This is a genomic window from Dielma fastidiosa, from assembly GCF_003475485.1.
GTDB classification, from domain to species: Bacteria; Bacillota_I; Bacilli_A; order Erysipelotrichales; family Erysipelotrichaceae; genus Dielma; species Dielma fastidiosa.
In genome coordinates, this window is the sequence record NZ_QRQL01000003.1 from 210,469 (window position 1) to 228,959 (window position 18,491).

Below are 18,491 nucleotides of genomic sequence, written 5' to 3' on the forward strand. Positions count from 1 at the left end.
TTTTAAAGCCCATTTGACATACGCTGAAATTTTGTAAATCCCTTGTAACCAAAGGATTTTCTAATGTTTTTTTGACTGTTTCCTGTCGATTTGTACCCCCCTGTTAGATACGGGGGGTTAAGTGCTGGCGTGGCTATTGCCACACCAGCCAGCAAGATCAGTCCACACCTGCGACTTCCGCTTCGCACGTCGCCTGCGTGGACTGTCTGCTGTTGGATAACTTTTTAATTTCCTCCAAGAAATCATATCCTTTTGGTACAAGGGGAGTATAAAACTCTGATATGACACTTGTTCCTACATCAACATAGCCACGACCTTTGATTCGCTTTAAGAAGAAATCCTTTTGTACGTCACTGCCAAACATCATGCCATAGCCCATTTCAGACATACGACCTAAAGCCACTCTGAAATTAAACTGATCACGGATTCCGTCGCCTAAATATTTTGCGTCTGGACGTTGACAAGCCAGTATTAGAAAGAAGCCAGCTTGACGACCTAACATGACAATCTGTTTCAGCTTATTCATAACTGCGGTGTTTTCTTTTGTTCCCAGCATTTCCATGAAAGCGACGTATTCATCAAAGATTAAGAAGTGTGCCGGGAGACCTAAGTAAGCATAATTTTTGCCAGTCTTATAGTTCTTCATCTGCTTCATTTCCTCACTACGTTTCATCATTTCTTCATAGAATGTTTCAATGCAAGAAAGCAAGTCTTCTTTTCTATAGTAGACATTTGCCATCACAGAACCTAAGTCCGCAAGATCAGCATTTTTCGGGTCAAGAATATACAGTTTTGAATCTGTATGAAGCAAGGCTTCAATCAGTGTCAGTATAAAGTAAGTTTTACCGCCACCTGTACCACCAGCAATCAACATATGAGGGAGCTTATCATATTCCCACCATACGTTTTTCATTAAGCGAAGTTTACCATCTTTAGCTTCTACTTCATCAATAGAAATACGACTGGCTATGGTGTCATAGAGCAAAGTATATTCCACATAGGAATCCTTTAACTCTTTATCCGTCAGCTCACAGTACAAGCCACTCTCTAATTTCTTTTCCAAGTGTAAGAGTTGGTCTTGATATTTTCCCAGCGTGATTTCCACCCGTATCTGTATCAAGCCATTTTTAAGTCGATAATACATTTTAGGGAAGTAGGTTATCTTTTCCTTTGTACGACCAGCACTATCTTTAAAGAAACCCTCTGTTTTGACCTGTTCAGATTCATACCACTTGTTTTCAAGTATCATCTTTGCCAGTTTTTGACGGTGGTAAAGTTGTTTAACCGTATCATAGCGAACCCGTTTGAATACAAACGCTACCAGCAAGCAGATAAGAATTGCGACACTGAAACTGATAATTAAATAGGGAATGTCAATCTTATCTGCTTGTGATAGGTTAAAATCCTGCCAGTTGATCTGCTGGATTGTCTTCACATGAAACAGTCCGACAACCAGCAGGAAAACAGGCAGGAGTGACGCTATCGTAAAATGAAAGACTAAATCTTTACCAGATGGGCGAATCCTTTTACCACGCTGTTTCATGCGAAAAAGTCTCCTTTCTACCTAGCGACTATTTGTCTTGTGTCGGTTCTTTCTTTGCTTGTGGTTGAGCTTTGAATGAACTAGAATCCTTTGTCAGCACAATATCGTCTGCCTTGATATACCAGTCAACATCTGCTCCTTGATAGGTGGCAGTAGCAACGGTGTCCGCAATGGGATTGATAAGTTCCACCCGTGCGTTATAATCAAACTCTTTCAAAGGCACGCTGGCAGGAATACTTACTTGAATCATGCGTCCTTGTCCTTTGGATTTTAAGTCATAGGTACGTTCCTTGATTTCATCTGAAACCGACCCGTCTTCATTTTGGATTCTCACTTCACGACGTAGAGCAGAGAATTTCAATTCTCCAAAAGTCGTGTCTTTATCTAATACAATGCCATTTGCTAATCTCATCATTTTTCCTCTCTTTCTTTATTCTTTTATCATGTCGTCAGCATGTAAAAGGTAATTTGTAAAACCACGAGTGCCGATTTTGTAGCCCTCTGCGGTAATACGTGGATTGACTAACTTCACACGTTCCTCAAAGCCGAAATGTTTTTCGCCAGCTTCAGCAGGAAGCACCACCACAATATCATCTGCTCTTTGAACATCAGAATAGAGATTATAGCTTCTTGATAAGACAGTTAGCCGTCCGTTGATTCTTCGCTGAACGACTTTATCCTCGCCAGCAAATTCTAAATTGCCGAATGTTTTTTCCATGTTGGGAATCACAAATTTAAGTTCCATATTTTTACCTATCCTTTCTTTTTTATTGGCTGAATGAATGTTTGATGGTCTTAAAGAGTGGGGAACGACCTTTTGATTCTTGATTTTTTGTTTTCATAAGTTCACTTCCTTTCAAAATCGGGTAAAAAAATAGACACCTCATTTTTTGAAGTGTCTACCTATTAAATATTCAAATTTTATTGGAAGTATCTTTATATCTTCACTTTTCAAGGATAAATCGTCGTATCAAAGCTCATTCATAAGTAGTAAATTAGTAGTAAATTGAGTGGTTTTGACCTTGATAAAGTGTGATAAGTCCAGTTTTTATGCGGATAACTAGATTTTTATGCTATTTTTCATAGAAAAATTATTGAGGGATTAATTAAAAACAGAACTATTAGGGATGTGTACATTGACGTTGGTTTTATTGTGTTTGAGAAACACTATATGATAATCTCTCAAATCATTGATGATATTGTATATGCAGATTATGTAGTGGATTGTCGGCAGGATTATGGCTGGCTCATTCATTAAAATTAAATAATAAAAATCGTCACTTTTTGCGGGTGACGATTTTATGGATAATGGACAATAGTATTAAAAGAAAATGAAGCAGGTTCTAGTGATTGAATTATAGCCTGCTTTTTTGATATTTCCTTATAAACTGACTTCTGGTTTTAATTCAGTGCGATTTAAGGTAATCATCAAATAGTCATGATGATCACTGAGATATGTGCTGCTTGCTAAAACAGGCGTTGGCTTGCCTTTAATCAGCAGGTTGAATTCAAAGGTAAAGATACATTTGCCGATATTCAGCTGATGACATGAAAGATCAATGAGCTCCTTCATACTCAGCGGCGGCATCAGAAATTGATCCAGCTGCAGCGGGTAAGCTTTCGCATCGACAAATTCAAGCATGAATGGATTTGCATAGACACAAGCATGCTTTGCAATGTCAAAAATCATCACTGCCTCAGGCAGCGGATCATAGACATGACACTTGCTTTCACATAGTGCTTCAATTCGTAACTGTCTTCTTAAATCACGCGTATAACCGGCAACCAGATATTCATTTTTATATCGGATGCGAACTAAAGTAACCTCACAAGGCATTGGCTCACCATTCAGTTTTTGATGCTGCCAATAGAAAACACAGCTGCCTTTTTCAAAGGCTTTACTGATATATTCCTTTGCTTTCTGCATGGAGGGTGTAACGTCAGGCTGATATTCTGGGGATAAATCATAGAAATGATCGAGATATTCCTCTTCGCTTAATAAGTCAAACATCTTAACAGCGGCATGATTGCATTCTACATTCTGATAATTGTGATTCCATAAGTTAAAGCCTAAAGGTACCGCATCCATCATCATTAACAACAAATCCTTATTGCTGGACATTTTAATGCAGTATGGCGGCAATTCCTCTTTAATCGCATATTTACCCATACAGTCTGGCTGCGCGATGAAATTCTCTTCAAAGCTTTGCGGCGGTATAGGTTTTGAGAAGAAATAGCCTTGTAAAGTATCTGAATAAAGTGAACTGATGCTTTGCTGTTCCTCACAGGTTTCCACACCTTCCACACATACCTTCATACCGGCACTGTGGCAAAGTCGGATGACCGCTTCAATAAAGCTGTGATTAAAATGGTTGGCATAGAGCTGCTGTACAAACAAACGGTCAATTTTCACAATATCAATATTAAAGTTTGTCAGTCTTCCCAATGAGGAATATCCGGTGCCAAAATCATCCATAGCAATGTTGCAGCCCAGTTTCCGCAGTTTTGATAACGCGTCTGCGATGATATCACTATCACTCACGAAATAAGATTCAGTCATTTCTAAGATCAGGCTGTCGGCCGGCAGATGGGCTTTCTCAAGCTCCGTTTCTACGATATGAGGAAAATCATCATCTTTAAGCTGCAGACATGAAACATTTACACTCATGACGAATTCCGGAATCCGCTGACGCCATTTCGCGCACATTTTGATTGCTTCGCTGAGTACCCAGCGCCCGACCGGCAGAATCAAGCCGGAATTTTCAAGCAGATGGATGAATTCATCGGGATATAAGGCGCCATAGGTTTTACTTTGATAGCGAAGCAGTGCCTCAGCGCCGATGATTCGCAGCGTTGCCGCATCGGCTATTGGCTGATAGACAAGATGATAGCCTGCATAGTTATCGGCAATACTTTCCTGAAGATCCTGAAGGATAGCCTGTTCTCTTACTTTATAATCCAGCATGCTTTCCTCAAAGAAGACACACTGATTTTTGCCGTTCGCTTTTGCTTCTTTTAAAGCGATAGCCGCGCATTTTTCAGCTTTTTCATCGATATCGCTGATATCGGCAAAACGTACCGCCCCAGCTGACATAGTGAAATCATAGGTCTGGCCCTCCGCACTGTGACTGTGCGATGTATAAGCCTGAATGGTTTCATAGATTGCCCGTAATGAGCAGCGGGTGCCGTCGGGTGTAAAAATGGCAAATTGATCACCGTCAAAACGATAGAGCTGAACGCTTTCAGGCAATAAACCTGTCAGATCCTGAGCCGTATTGCGCAGTACGATATCACCAAAATGGTGTGTTTTCAGCGTATTGATTTTGGTGAAATTATCTATGCCGAGAATCATAAAACCGGCGTTATCGAGCATGCCGTCCGCCGAGAGATTCTGCAGCGTTTCCTGGAATGTTTCATGGGCAAGCAGTCCGGTTATAGAATCAACCTTGCCAAGTGATGATGGTTTCTTTACAATACCGATGAATGAAAGCGGCGCCTGTGTTTGCGGATCACGATACAGACATCCCTTACAATGTACCCAAACATACTGACCCTTGCGGTTGCGGATCTGATATTCCTCGTTATGTGAATCCGCTTTGCCAGCCAGCATATCATCAATGGATTTAAAGTAGCGTTCTTTATCTTTTTCATGAATCAATCTTCCCCAGACATTAACCAGATCCTCTACTAAACGGCCGGGTAAATCAAAATCATCATACATATTCTGTGAAACAAAAAACACATTGGTTGTCAGATCTCCCAAATAGATATAATCATCGATACTGCTCATCAAAGCCTTACTGACCATTTTGTCATCAACATAAAAGTTATCAAGTTTCACAGAATCACCCCTTATTGTCCTTCTATATATTTTATCTTATCTTTATTTACCAAAAAATGCAAGGAAACGATATCATTCAGCGGGAACAAGCAGACGGAAGGAGATTGGCAGCCGCAGTTCTTCAGGCTGCATTCCCTGTTTCAGCAGATAGTTTTCTGCACGGATAAACTGACGGCTTACAAAATCTTTAATCAGCAGCGCTGTTTCATTAATATTTTTATTTTCAAGAGTATGTATCAGTGCCAGAGTAAAATCTTGATCGCTGATATTATGCCCGCCTCTTTCATGATTAGCTTTTAACGGGTGTCCCCATAGGAATAAACCATATAATTTGCCGTATATTTCACGGATGCTGTGCAGCGGACACGCCTCAGCAATCGTGATCAGCAGACACCAGAGCGATAATTCACATTGATCAGTGTCTGCATAGATTTTCAGCTGATTGATTAAATCATTGTACTGCTGAACAGTCAGCGTCGGCAGAGTCATCATAAAGACATTTTCACATGAATAGATGATTAACTCAAAGGCCTGAAAAAAGTAGGCGAGATTGCGGCGGATCGCCTTGCAGCTGAAATCCGGTGAATCACCCTTTTCGCCAATCGTGAAGATACGGGTACCTTTGCCATTTTCACTGCGGCATGTGCCAAGCTGATTCAGCAATTTAATTGTTCGGCGGATCGTACTGATGGAATATCCATATTTTTCTGCCATTTTTTCATAAGAGGGCAGATAGTGTGAAGCTCGGTATTCACCCAGATAAATGTCATGCATCAAACGCACCGCCAAGCTGTAACAATGCTGCGGACGTTCACGATAAATCCGCCATCGGAAAGGCAGCTGGGGCGCGCTGCTGTTTGCCTCCTGGGCTTTTTGTATATAATCGGCAGAGCGGGCATAAATATTATCCTGAAGCAAAAGCAGCTGATCTAAGAGGTTAGGCCATGCTTTTATTTTGAGGTAATGCACAGCGCCTTTTAATCCCTGACGAATCAAATCAAGATTATAAAAATTATCGGTATTGTTGCGATGAGTGATAGGGAATCCCTGATAGAGTGTAAATTCCCAAAAGAGATTCATAGCCAATGGATTTTCCAGCTTCTGCAGAATAAAACAATAGAAATAAACCGGATCTTCCACATGGGTACATTCGGCCAGTGAAGAAAGATAATGAATTTCATCCGCATTCAGCTGTTTCATTCCCTCAATCAGCAGGGGAATCCAGATTAATCGACCAGCCTCACTTAAATCCGCAAAAGCAGCGCTGCGCTCGGCAAAAAAGCGCAGATTAAATGCTTGTGCTTCCGCTTCACTCTGGCTGAAAATCACTTTCGTATATTGACCGTTGCGCATCGTTATATAACCCTCATCACGCAGCCGTTTAAGCGCGGTCTGCACAGTTTGCGCCGAAACGCTGAATTCGCGGCAGAAACTATCAATAGTTGGCAGTGTATCATTTAGCTGATAGTGCTGAAAATGGAATTTTTGAAGTAGATATTCATAGATCAGATTTGAAAATTGCTGTTCATTTCTCAAGGATGATACCTCCTAGTGATTGTTTACTTATTATTTTAACATTTACCATGATTTGACTCCATAGGATAGTTGAGTTTTTTAGAAATTGCGTTATAATTAAAGAAATGCTTATGAACAAGGTTATATAAGATCGTGCATTCTTCTGTTTGGATGATCACATACTTCTGTTTGCGCTGCAGAATGAGACAAATTTTAAATAATAATTAAGATGAAGGTGCGGGAGGTCTTGCGATGACAGAAAAAGAAATATCCGATACGATGCAGACAGCTTCGGATTATGAGTATAGTACATTAATGCAATTATTGGGCGTCAGTGTCAGTAAGCATCTTTTAGATGATCATTTTACACTCATTTGGGCCAATGATTTTTATTATCAGCTCATTGATTGGCCGAAGGATGAATATGAGGCGATTTTTCATAACCGTCCTGATTTATACTATGAATATATGGACTGTCAGGAAGAATGGCAGAAGCTTGGCAAAACCGTGATGAAGGCGCTTGAGGAGCATCAAAGCGGTTATAAAATGGTATCCCGTCTGCGCCGTAAGGGCGGTGAGGATGTCTGGGTGCAGTTTTCAGCCCAGTTTGCTGATGAATACATCAATGGTTATCAGGTCGCTTATTCAGTGCTTACCAATATTGATGATTTGGTACGTACCCAGAAGGAGCAGTCTGTCACTTATGAAAATCTGCCGGGTTTTGTGGCCAAATATCGAATTGAAAAAGATCTGCGCTTAACGGCGTTAGATGGTAATGAGCGGTTCATGAATTATTTCGGCGGTGATGCTTTAAATAATGGCAATGAACTGCATCGGAATAATATTGAAAATAATTTAGAGGTTATCAGTGAACACAAAGATGAATTACTGGCTGGCAAGCCGGTTCGTTTTGTGATGCATGTTAAGAGTCAGCAGGGGGATACGCTGTGGCTTCAGGTGAATGCTTCATGTATTGACTGGCAGAATGGCTGTCCGATTTATTTATGTATCTTTATTGATATTACTGATGTGACTGAATTAAGAGAGATTCAAAGAAAATTAACCCGTCAGGCGGCTGCTCTTCAGGACGCACTGAATGCCGCTGAACAGGCCAATCAAGCTAAAACTGATTTCTTGTCACGCATGAGTCATGAAATCCGCACACCGATGAATGCGATTATTGGTATGACGACGATTGCGGCAGCTTATATTGATGATCAGCGGCGTGTCAGTGACTGTCTTGAAAAGATTGGTTATGCTTCTAAGCATTTAATGACTTTAATTAATGATATTTTAGATATGTCTAAGATTAATGAAGGTAAGATGCTGATTGCGCATGAGCCATTTAATCTGGAAACTGTGGTGGATTCAATTTTTTCCATTATTTATCCACAGGCAGAGGCTAAGGGACTGACATTTTCAGTACCGGTGATTGATCTTGTGCAGACAGAGCTTTTGGGTGACGCCCTGCGTTTGAATCAGATCTTGCTGAATTTATTATCGAATGCACTGAAGTTCACGCCTGAAGGCGGTACGATCCGTTTGGAAATACGTCAGCTGCAGCGCCACGATCAGCGTCTGCGCCTGCGTTTTACGGTCAGTGATACAGGAATCGGCATGAATGAGGAATTCATGGATCGCTTATTTAAACCTTTTGAGCAGGCAAGTGCCGCCACCGGTCAAAAATACGGCGGTACTGGCTTAGGCATGTCAATCGCCAAAAATCTGGTTACCTTAATGGGCGGTACAATCACCGTCAGCAGCAAAGAAAACAGCGGATCAACATTTGCGGTAGAGCTTGATTTTGATTTGCCTGATAAACCATTGACAGTTATTAAACCAAATGTCATCGAATCGTTAAAGGTGCTGATTGCGGATGATGATAAAGATGGCTGTATTCATACTTCATTGCTGCTTAAAAATCTGGGTATCAGTGCTGATTGGGTACTGACAGGCAAAGCATGTGTCGATAAGGTATATGATGCGTATCAAAGCGGCGAAGGCTATGATGTGTGTCTGATTGACTGGAAGCTTTCGGATATTGACGGCGTTGAGGTAACGCGCCGTATCCGTCAGTTTGCGGATGCGAACACGGTAATCATTATTGTCACAGCATACGATTGGAGCGCTATTGAAGAAAGTGCCAGAGCGGCGGGAGCTAATTCATTTTTATCTAAACCGGTGTTTGCCTCTTCCTTATACAATACACTCTTATCGATTACCGGCATTGAAAAAGCAGTGCGCCCGCCAATGGAAAGGGTGCAATATCCATCCTTGCGCGGCCGTCATATCCTGCTTGCGGAAGATAATGAACTGAACCGTGAAATCGCTGTGGAGTTATTAAAAATGGTAGGCATCAGTGTGGACTGGGCGGCTGATGGCCAGCAGGCACTAGATAAATTTATGGCTAAAGGGCATCTTTATGATTTGATTTTGATGGATATTCAGATGCCGGTCATGGATGGCTATTCAGCCGCCGAGAGAATCAGAAAATCATCGCATCCAAGAGCATGTACCATTCCAATTATCGCAATGACCGCTGATGCTTTTCATGAAGATGTGGTAAAAGCAAGTGAAGCAGGCATGAATGGACATCTCTCTAAACCGATTGATCCGGATCAGCTTTATCAAACAATTACTGATCATATTGAAATATGAAAAAAGGAACGCGCGTTCCTTTTTAATTATTCTTTATTTTTAAATATACATTGATCCGCTTGTAGAAGGTAGCCATCAATAAGGCTGTGGCAGTGATCCATGCGGATATTTCCGCAATACCGATGCTGTGGAAAGCAATGATGCCGGGCAGTGTGACAGCAATAACGATACGGGTGATAAATTCTACAGCGCCGGATACCATTGGAATGACGGTATCACCCATTCCCTGAAGCGATGAACGATAGATGAACAGCAGTCCTAATACCCATAAAGCCAGCACACAGATAACGATATATTGATAAGCGATTTGAATCACTTCAACCTCACTGCCGGAAACCATCAGCGCTAAGATTTGTTTGCCGAAAAACAGCATGATTAAGGCTAATACGATATTGACACCGGTAGATATCTGAATTGTTTTATTCAGTCCCAGTTTAATCCGCTCATATTGACCGGCACCGAGATTTTGTCCCGCGTAAGTTGCCATAGCTAAGCCAAAGGTAACACCGGGTTGTTCGACAAGGTTCATGATTTTATTGGCAGTGGAATAAGCAGCTACATAGATGGAGCCAAAACCATTGACAACAAACTGCAGAACCATGACGCCGATAGCCGTTACGGAATTCATAAAGGCTACGGGTACACCCAATTTAAATAAACGGAGCAGCAATTCCGGATGAAAGCTCCAATGCTGTTTTTTCAGATGCAGATCTTTGATGCCGAGGATTCTGAAAAAGCAGAAAAAACATGACAGAATCTGAGCAATTACTGTCGCATAGGCTGCACCGGCAACTCCCATACCCAAACTGATGACAAAGTAGAGATCAAGACCGATATTGACTAATGAAGAAACAATCATCGCGTACAGGGGTGTACGGCTGTCACCCAACGCTCTGAGCATCGCGGAAAATAAATTAAAGGCTATTGTTGCGCCAATGCCCCAGAATATAATAATGATGTAGGTTAAAGCATCTTCAAGGATGTTGGCAGGGGTATTCATCACTTCCAGAAGCGGCCGTGCGCCAAGTACCGAAATGGTTGTTATCAAGACTGTTGCACCGATTGAAAGATAAACAGACATGGTAACACTGCGTTTCATTTCATCAAGATCATTGGCACCGTAATATTGAGAGATGAGAATTGAAAAACCAGTTGTCAGACCAATTACAAATCCCAATACTAAAAAATTTATTGAACCGGTAGCACCGACAGCGGCTAATGCGTCAACACCGATACCGCGGCCGACAATAATACTGTCAACCATATTATATAACTGCTGAAATATATTACCCAGCAATAAAGGAACAGCAAAGCCAAGGATAAGCTGTGTTGGATTGCCGCTTGTCATATCTTTTGTCATAAAAACCTCCATAAAATACAATTCATTATACAATAGATAACAGGGAAGTAAAAGTCTGTGAATGATAATTTAACGAAAAAAGAACATACTATACAAATGACAGCGTTTACGTTAAACTAATGCTTAGAAATGAGGATGATTATGAAACTATTTGTATATGGCTCATTAATGAAAAATCGATGGAATCATGGATTTATGGAGAATGCGGAATTTATAGGTGAAGCGGTTTTGCATGATTATGCGCTTTATCATTTGATTACCTATCCGGCAATTAAACCGGAAGCGGGTGCCAAAGTTAAAGGGGAGTTATATGAGGTCGATGAAGCAATGCTGCCCGCCCTTGATGACTTAGAGGATGAAGGGTCTGAATATCAGCGTACATTGGTTAAGATTCAGCTTGGAAATGAAACAGTGGAAGCGTCAGCCTATGTTTATCTGCTGACGGTGGACGAATCAAGAAGGATTGCTTATGATAAGCAGCCATGGTTTGCGGATTATGTATGGTATGCTTGTTATGGCTCAAATCTGCTTGAAGAACGGTTTATGTATTATTTAGCGGGCGGCCGTTCAGTCTTTGACCATACAGAATACAAGGGATGTAAAGATCAAAGCCGTTATCTGACATCATGTCCGACAACGATACCTTATCAATTGTATTTTTCACGTTCAGCTGCCAAATGGGGAAATGGCGGCGTGGCGTTTTTAGATGTCTGTCAGCCGGGCATGACATTAGGCAGGATGTATCTTGTGACAAGAGAACAGTTTATGGATATTCAAGCGCAGGAAGGCTTGTGGTATCAGCAGTCACTGGATCTCGGTACCTATCAGGGTCTGCCAATCATTACCTTTACTGATACACAGCGCATGCCAAACCATCAGCCGCATGATTCTTACTTAGAAGTGATACGGCATGGGATAAGACAGACCTATCCGGATATGATTGATGAAGAAATTGAAAGCTATTTGTCAGAAGCAATTCAATGTGATAAAAGGTAAAAACTTTTGTCACATTTTTATATTCTCATGTGTGATATAGGTGAAAAGGCTTAAGCAAAGCCTTAGTCAATCGCTTAAACGCGCGGAGGGAAATATGAAAAATATAATAATGAAATGTGCATTGGCAGCCGCTTTATCACTGGGATCAGTATCGGTATTCACAGAAGCATTAAAAGCTAAATCATTCAGTTATCATGAGGAAAAGAAAGATAAAGGAATTGATGAATTAAAAGAATTAGAAAAAGCCAAAGCTGAAGTGAATAATGAGATAGCCAAGGTTGAAAAGCAGCTGAGACAGGGGAAACTCACAAAGCAGCAGGCAGAAAAAAAGGTAATTGAATTAGAAAAAGCTATGGCAGAAATAGCTAAGGCGCAGGCTAAGCTTTTTGATAATCTGAACGATTATGAGATTTCTGCAGAGGAATTGAAAAAGCTGGCTCATGAAATTGATAAAAAAGAGGATGCGGCAGAGCAGCGTCAAGAAAAAGCAGAAGCCGACTATAAGCATGGTAAGATTACCCGGGCTGAATGGCTTGCTGTCAAGAAGCAGGCAGAAGCCGATAAATTGGAACTTGAAGTATACAAGCTGAAATTAATGGAAGCTCAATTGAAAAATTATAGCGGAGAAGAACAGAAAGTGATGCATAAGCTTCTTGAATTAAAGAAAAGAGAATTAGAGCTGGAACAGGCAGAGCATAGCTTAAAGGCTGATTATCAAAGCGGTAAATTAACCTATGAGGAATATCGAAAGGCAAAGCAGGCACTAGATAAAGCAGATGATCAATTAGATAGGGAAAAAGAAGAATTTGAGAAAACAACCAGTAATTTTGATGAGTTAGAGGATAAGCTTGAATTTGAGGATGATATTGATGAAGATGATGATCATGATGACGAAGACGATGATGACGACGATGAAGAGGAAGAGCTTGATGATTAACAAGCTGTGAATAATTAAAAGAAGGTGTTTTGGGATAGCTTCCAAACAAGAAAAATTGGCGATACTTGGTTTTCACAACCAGGGATTGCCTTTTTCTATCTCTATCTGAATTATTGGAACTATTACTGGAGGTACATACGATGCAAGAACTGAACTAAACTCGTCGTGGTAATTACGATATTTACAATATTCACTTACCGGAGGAAAACAAACCTATTGGTTGTTGGGGTCGGTTATACAGAGACTATCTCAAAGAGCACCATCCCATCTGCTTCAATGCTCTGTATCTTAGTGCAATGAGGTTTTACATATCAATCTATTGCTTGGCTGAACTGAACCGAATTTGCTTCACCTCGAACTTGCGACGAAAATGTCGAAACTTTGTTGTAAACTTTTCTGAATGATACTGATATTTTTTGATTTCTGTGCTATCCTATACATGAAAGTAACGACGAAAATGTCGCAAGTTCGAGGTGAAAACTATGATTAAACGAGATTCTTACCTGAATCGCATTGTCCATAATATGTGGAATGACGAAGTAAAAGTCATTACCGGTATACGTCGGTGTGGGAAATCTGTGCTGCTCTTTGAGTTGTTCTATGAATATCTCATCTCTCAGGGCGTTACGGAGGATCACATCATTAAGATTGAGTTGGATCAGCGCCGGTTCTATAAATTCAGAAACCCCATTACGCTTTGTGAACATGCGGAGTCTCTTGTTGCGGAGCAAAAGGACGAGAAATTCTATCTGTTCATTGATGAGGTTCAGCTTACCATGAAGGTAATAGACGAAGCTAACGGCGGCATTGAAGTATCCATTTACGATATGCTGAATGAACTCAAAGCCTACAAAAATCTGGATGTCTATGTAACGGGCAGCAATTCTAAGGGCTTGTCCAAGGATATTGCTACGGAGTTTCGTGGTCGTGCAACGCAAATCCATGTGTATCCTCTATCATTCGCAGAGTTTTACTCCCATGTGGGCGGCGATGAGCGGAAGGCACTGGATGCGTATATGCTTTATGGCGGTATGCCCCGTGTAACAGCCTTAAAGGATGAAAAGGACAAAAAGGATTACTTAACTGGCCTGTATAAGGAACTGTATATGAAAGACATCGTGGAGCGCAACGGCATCGAGCGTGAGGATATTCTTGGTGACATTTTGGATTTTCTTGCTTCGCAGATCAGCTCTCTGACCAATCCAACCAATATTGCCAACGCACTGGCGAGCATGAAGAACGAGAAGGTCAATCCTACGTTGATTTCAAACTACATTCAGCATATCATAGACTCGTTCCTTATCTCAATGGCGAAGCGTTACGATGTCAAGGGTAAAACCTATTTCAAGTACCCCAACAAATACTACTATACAGATATCGGGCTTCGTAATGCTCGACTCAACTATCGTCAATACGACCCCGGTCACATTATGGAAAACATCATTTATAACGAGCTCCTGCGGCGGGGATATTCCGTGGATGTGGGCGTCGTTACCGACCGCACCAGCGGTGCAAATCTGCAAAAGGAAATTGACTTCGTTGTAAATGATGCGGATAAGAAAATCTATATCCAATCCGCATTCCAAATGGATACAACAAAAAAGGAGTCTTCAGAATTAGCATCACTGCTGCTGACAAAGGACTTTTTCAAGAAGATCATCGTCCGCATGGATATTCCCCACAACTTCTACGATGACAACGGCATTTTCCATTGCAATCTGATTGACTTTTTGCTTGACCGTGTTGAACTGTTTTGACCAACGCATCTTGTTATAGGCAATTCGATTATTCAGCATTCTTTATTTGCTGTTATTAAACCAAAACCGGACTCCCCATAAAAGGTAGCCCGGTTTCGCTTCTAGTCCGCAGCTGGAGCTGTATGTATTGAGTTAACTTCGCCCCATACTTTTATCCAGTATATGATTACCCCCGATAGACAAAGTGTTATGAGCGCTGCTGAAGCGGGCCAGTCCTCTAATTTGAAATCAAGGTGTGTATCGACAGAAACATTAGGGATATGGGATGCGGCTTTTAAGATTTCGTTTTTCATGTTATAGACTCCTTTTGCAAATTCTATCTTAATTTTTGGTGCTTTCGTGATATTATAATAGCAGATTATAATATCCGCGAAAACTTGATAAATTAGTTAAAATGTCCGCGTGTGAGGGAACTATGCCAAAAGGAATAATTTATAAAATCCCGGTCGATAAAACAGTATTTATGTCTATTGTGAAGGAGTGTGGCTCCAGCATTATTAAGCTGGGTGAATGCGAAAAAATAGACTGTACTGAAAGAACCATCCGTCGATCATTAAACGAAGGTAAAATGACCCCTTGTTTCTTGGATCAAATTGCTAAGCACTTGGATGTTGATTCTCGTCTGCTATCAGGTGAACTTCATGGAAAAGCGGCGTTGTATAATGACGATTTCCTTAGAATGATGTATTTGGCTCAGTTGAAAGCCGAAAGATATCCTTATTATCGTAAAAGGAAAGTGGATCTGAGCCAACAGTCTATAGAAAAGCTATTGGAACAGATTCTTTCTGTATTTGATATCTCCTTCTCACAATTTGAAGACATGGATTTTGAAAGTCAATATCTTCTGCAGCACGATTTGTTTGATGCACTGGTACCTGTAATCAGAAAACATTTTTTTGTGGATGCTTACGGTCAGAAAGATCTGCCTCACCTTGAAAAAATAATATGTGACTTAGAAAATTTTTGTGATGATTATTATCAGCGCCTGCACGCTGAGGAAGTGCTGCGCATAAAATTCTTGGAGCATCCCCCTTGTGGAAAAACGAAAGCAGATGTTCTTAGAATGAGCGCCGAGGATCTAATTGCACTTGATATGGATAATGATTACGGTAAATAGAGGATAAGCTTGATTTTGATGATGATATCGATGAAGATGATGATCATGATGACGATGAAGAGGAAGAGCTTGATGATTAACAAGCTGTGAATAATTAAAAGAAGGTGCTGTGTGCGCCTTTTCTTATGGTTATATGTTATTTTTAAAATAAATGTCAGCAAATGCGCAAGATAAGTGAAAGGCAGGCTTGTGAAATTTGTTAAGATAAAGGCAGGAGGGATTGCATGAAAAATAATTATGAAATCATTGACACGGTGCTGACATTGATTGAAGAACAGCTTTATGATGAATCATTGAATCTTGAATCATTAGCTGCCAGTATTGGTTATTCAAAATATCATCTTCATCGCATGTTCAGTGCTGTTACCCACTATTCGCTGCATGAATATATTCAACGCCGCAGACTGAATGAAGCTGGCAGACAGCTTATCGAATCAGATAAAACAATAATTGAAATAAGCCAGGAAGCTGGTTATGATACACAGCGAACGTTTACCCGTGCCTTTAAGGCAGTATTCAAAAACAGTCCGGCAGCTTTTAGAAAACAAAGAGAATTTATGCCGGTACAGCTGAAAGTGAATGTATATGAACTGTCAAATCAAAGGGAGAGGGTTATGGATATCCGTATTATTGAACATGATGAAATGAAATTGGTTGGTTTTACTGGCAATACAAAACATGGTTTCAATGCTATCGGACGCTGTTGGCACAAACTTCATAAGTACAAGCATAAGATTATTAACCGCGCTGAACCAGACTTTCTGATAGGTGTTAATGATTATTCAGCATTTGAAAAACAGGAACAGCATCCGATTTTCAAAGTAATGGCTGCTGCTGAGACGACATCCTTTATTGCAGTGCCAAAAGGCATGAATCATCTTATTCTGCCAGCCAGCAAATATGTTGTATTTACTTTTCACGGCAGGAATGAGGACAGTATGCAGCCAGTTGCTGAATATATTTACGGGCAATGGTTTCCTAATTCAACCTTAATCTTTAATGAAAACTGTTGTTATGATTTTGTGAAATACAATGAGCAATCGGATGACAGAGGGGAAAGTGATATTGAATACTGGGTGCCGATTCTTTAATATAATTACCTTAAGGAAATACTTTCATCATTAAGCATAAAAAAACCTTGTCACATTAATAAACACTACATTGGCAAGGTTCTTTTATATGTGCTGCATTAATTAATCATCATCGTTTTCGTCTTCGATATCATCATCTTCTGTCTCAGTTTCTTTATTTTCTTCCTTTTCCTTTTTTTCTTTATTTTTTTCTTTTTCTAAATTTTTCCTATTTTCCTTATCTTTATCTTTTTTATCGGGCCCTTTTTCATCATCATCCATATCATATTCATCATCATCTTCTTGATCTTCTATGGCATCTTCTAAATCATCAAGCTGATCCTCCTGATGATCCAAAGCGTCTTCTTTTTGTTCAAGAGCTTCTTTTTGCTGTTGGTATTCGGTTTTGCTGATTGACCCTTGTTTATATTGTTCTTTAAGCTGATCTTCTTCAATTTCCAGCGCTTCTGCCTGCTGCTCCAATAATTTTTTCTGCTCATAAAGCTTTTGATAATTGCTGTCAGTCTGTGCATAACTGTTTTCCCATTGCTCTTTTTCAGCGCTTAAATCATGCTGCTGCTGTTCTAGCGGCTGTTTTCTGTCAATGTATGTTTGCCAATCAATCTGACCGGATTCATATAATGCCATTAACTCATCATTTTTATTAAGCAGATCAGCGGTTTTATTATCTAAGGTTGTTTTCTGTAAATAAAAATCTTTAAGCTGCTGATCTCTTGCGTTATCTTGACTGAATTTTATTTGATTCAGATCAAGCGGCTGGTCAAGCTTGTACTCCTGCTTCAATTCAACCTGTTTTTTCAACAATTCCGCTTGATCTTTTCTTAAAGCAGCCATCTTTTGCTGATACTCAGACTCTGAGATAAGTCCCAAATCAAATTGCACATCAAGCTCCTCCATCGCCTGCTGATTTTTTTGCAGCGGGTATTCAACCTCACTGGCTGAAATGGTCAGATAACGTTCATAATCAAGGAATTGACTGCCACTCTGTGAGGCGGTATAAATCATAAAGATGCCAATCAACGCAAATGATATGAGAACCTTTGACAAGAGCGGAAATCGGCGTGAATTTTTAGCTTGCCGTTTTTGTATTTGCGTCAGCAATTCAGTTTTTGCCTGTTTGGAAACATGCAGGTGATCAAATTCATTTAATTGTTTATTCTTCATCAAAGCTCACCTCATTTCTCAGCATTTCTCTTCCGCGTTTTAACCGTGTTCTGACAGCAGCATCGCTGGTATTTAATAATTCCGCGATTTTTAAGGTTGGATATCCTTCATAATAATATAAATAAATGACATCACGGTACTTGGCGGGTAATTTTAATACATAAGCCATCAAACCGTGGTCACTGTCTGCCTGGGGAGGTGAAGAAAGCTGTTCATCCAGCTCCACATGTGCGTGGAAAAGCGAAAAACGCAGGGCATTCCTGCATTTATTGGCAGCTACCTTTAACAGCCATGCTTTACAGTGTTCCTCATCATTAAAGGTCTTGCCGCAATCATATAGCTTTAAAAATGTTTCCTGATAGATATCTTCCGCATCACTGCGATTTTTCATATACATGTAGCAAAGTCTGAAGACATAATCACCATAGTCCTCGATGATTTTCTCAATCCAGCCGCTGTCCCTGATTGCGAACATAATTTCATCCCTCTCTATTAATAAAACAATGAAGCTG

At 40.4% G+C, this 18,491-nt stretch carries 15 protein-coding genes and 1 pseudogene; 7 read left to right on the plus strand and 9 right to left on the minus strand.

What is annotated here, in order from left to right:
* Nucleotides 1-157: 157 nt before the first annotated feature.
* From DWZ33_RS09025 to DWZ33_RS09055, 5 genes are all read right to left on the minus strand, one after another.
* Nucleotides 158-1,543, minus strand: a complete 1,386-nt coding sequence (locus DWZ33_RS09025; protein WP_000813488.1) for an FtsK/SpoIIIE domain-containing protein — start codon at nt 1,541-1,543, stop codon at nt 158-160.
* 28 nt (nt 1,544-1,571) lie between these two features.
* Nucleotides 1,572-1,958 carry a YdcP family protein gene (locus tag DWZ33_RS09030; RefSeq protein WP_000985015.1) on the minus strand — a complete coding sequence of 129 codons (387 nt, stop codon included), beginning with the start codon at nt 1,956-1,958 and terminating at the stop codon, nt 1,572-1,574.
* A gap of 15 nt (nt 1,959-1,973) precedes the next feature.
* Nucleotides 1,974-2,288 carry a YdcP family protein gene (locus DWZ33_RS09035; RefSeq protein WP_000420682.1) on the minus strand — a complete coding sequence of 105 codons (315 nt, stop codon included), beginning with the start codon at nt 2,286-2,288 and terminating at the stop codon, nt 1,974-1,976.
* 636 nt (nt 2,289-2,924) lie between these two features.
* Nucleotides 2,925-5,384, minus strand: a complete 2,460-nt coding sequence (locus tag DWZ33_RS09050; protein ID WP_118454573.1) for an EAL domain-containing protein — start codon at nt 5,382-5,384, stop codon at nt 2,925-2,927.
* Between the two features lie 72 nt (nt 5,385-5,456).
* On the minus strand, nt 5,457-6,920 hold the full coding sequence (locus DWZ33_RS09055; protein ID WP_118454574.1) for a GntR family transcriptional regulator: 1,464 nt from the start codon (nt 6,918-6,920) through the stop codon (nt 5,457-5,459).
* Between the two features lie 231 nt (nt 6,921-7,151).
* Between DWZ33_RS09055 and DWZ33_RS09060 the strand changes: the two genes are divergently transcribed.
* Complete coding sequence (locus DWZ33_RS09060; RefSeq protein ID WP_118454575.1) at nt 7,152-9,557, plus strand: hybrid sensor histidine kinase/response regulator; 2,406 nt, start codon at nt 7,152-7,154, stop codon at nt 9,555-9,557.
* A gap of 22 nt (nt 9,558-9,579) precedes the next feature.
* On the opposite strand, the gene DWZ33_RS09065 is transcribed toward DWZ33_RS09060, so the two are convergent.
* Nucleotides 9,580-10,917 carry an MATE family efflux transporter gene (locus DWZ33_RS09065; protein WP_118454576.1) on the minus strand — a complete coding sequence of 446 codons (1,338 nt, stop codon included), beginning with the start codon at nt 10,915-10,917 and terminating at the stop codon, nt 9,580-9,582.
* Between the two features lie 141 nt (nt 10,918-11,058).
* Here DWZ33_RS09065 and DWZ33_RS09070 point away from each other — a divergent pair, with 141 nt between their 5' ends.
* The 4 genes and pseudogenes from DWZ33_RS09070 (at nt 11,059) to DWZ33_RS09085 (ending at nt 14,607) form a co-directional block, all read left to right on the plus strand.
* Nucleotides 11,059-11,913: a gamma-glutamylcyclotransferase family protein gene (locus DWZ33_RS09070; RefSeq protein WP_182425603.1), complete on the plus strand. Its 855-nt coding sequence runs from the start codon at nt 11,059-11,061 to the stop codon at nt 11,911-11,913.
* 94 nt (nt 11,914-12,007) lie between these two features.
* The gene (locus DWZ33_RS09075; protein ID WP_118454578.1) at nt 12,008-12,850 is read left to right on the plus strand and encodes a coiled-coil domain-containing protein; all 843 of its coding nucleotides are present in this window, start codon (nt 12,008-12,010) and stop codon (nt 12,848-12,850) included.
* A gap of 170 nt (nt 12,851-13,020) precedes the next feature.
* Nucleotides 13,021-13,254: pseudogene (locus tag DWZ33_RS18525) on the plus strand (TnpV protein); the annotation flags it as partial.
* Nucleotides 13,255-13,332: 78 nt separating this feature from the next.
* Entirely contained in the window at nt 13,333-14,607 is a 1,275-nt protein-coding gene (locus DWZ33_RS09085) for an ATP-binding protein (RefSeq protein WP_118454579.1), read from the plus strand.
* 101 nt (nt 14,608-14,708) lie between these two features.
* Here the strand turns inward: DWZ33_RS09085 and DWZ33_RS09090 are convergent, their stop codons facing one another.
* A complete protein-coding gene (locus DWZ33_RS09090; protein WP_022937992.1) occupies nt 14,709-14,900 on the minus strand; it encodes a hypothetical protein in 192 nt (63 codons plus the stop codon).
* A gap of 122 nt (nt 14,901-15,022) precedes the next feature.
* Between DWZ33_RS09090 and DWZ33_RS09095 the strand changes: the two genes are divergently transcribed.
* Nucleotides 15,023-15,724 (plus strand): hypothetical protein, encoded by a 702-nt coding sequence (locus DWZ33_RS09095; protein WP_118454580.1) that lies wholly within the window; start codon nt 15,023-15,025, stop codon nt 15,722-15,724.
* Nucleotides 15,725-15,948: 224 nt separating this feature from the next.
* Nucleotides 15,949-16,815 carry an AraC family transcriptional regulator gene (locus DWZ33_RS09100; protein WP_118454581.1) on the plus strand — a complete coding sequence of 289 codons (867 nt, stop codon included), beginning with the start codon at nt 15,949-15,951 and terminating at the stop codon, nt 16,813-16,815.
* A gap of 102 nt (nt 16,816-16,917) precedes the next feature.
* Here DWZ33_RS09100 and DWZ33_RS09105 read toward each other — a convergent pair whose 3' ends face one another.
* Together DWZ33_RS09105 and DWZ33_RS09110 are read right to left on the minus strand one after the other, a co-directional pair.
* Entirely contained in the window at nt 16,918-17,979 is a 1,062-nt protein-coding gene (locus DWZ33_RS09105; RefSeq protein ID WP_118454582.1) for an SHOCT domain-containing protein, read from the minus strand.
* Complete coding sequence (locus DWZ33_RS09110; RefSeq protein WP_022937988.1) at nt 17,969-18,454, minus strand: RNA polymerase sigma factor; 486 nt, start codon at nt 18,452-18,454, stop codon at nt 17,969-17,971. The genes DWZ33_RS09105 and DWZ33_RS09110 overlap by 11 nt, the downstream gene beginning before the upstream one ends.
* Between the last annotated feature and the right edge of the window lie 37 nt (nt 18,455-18,491).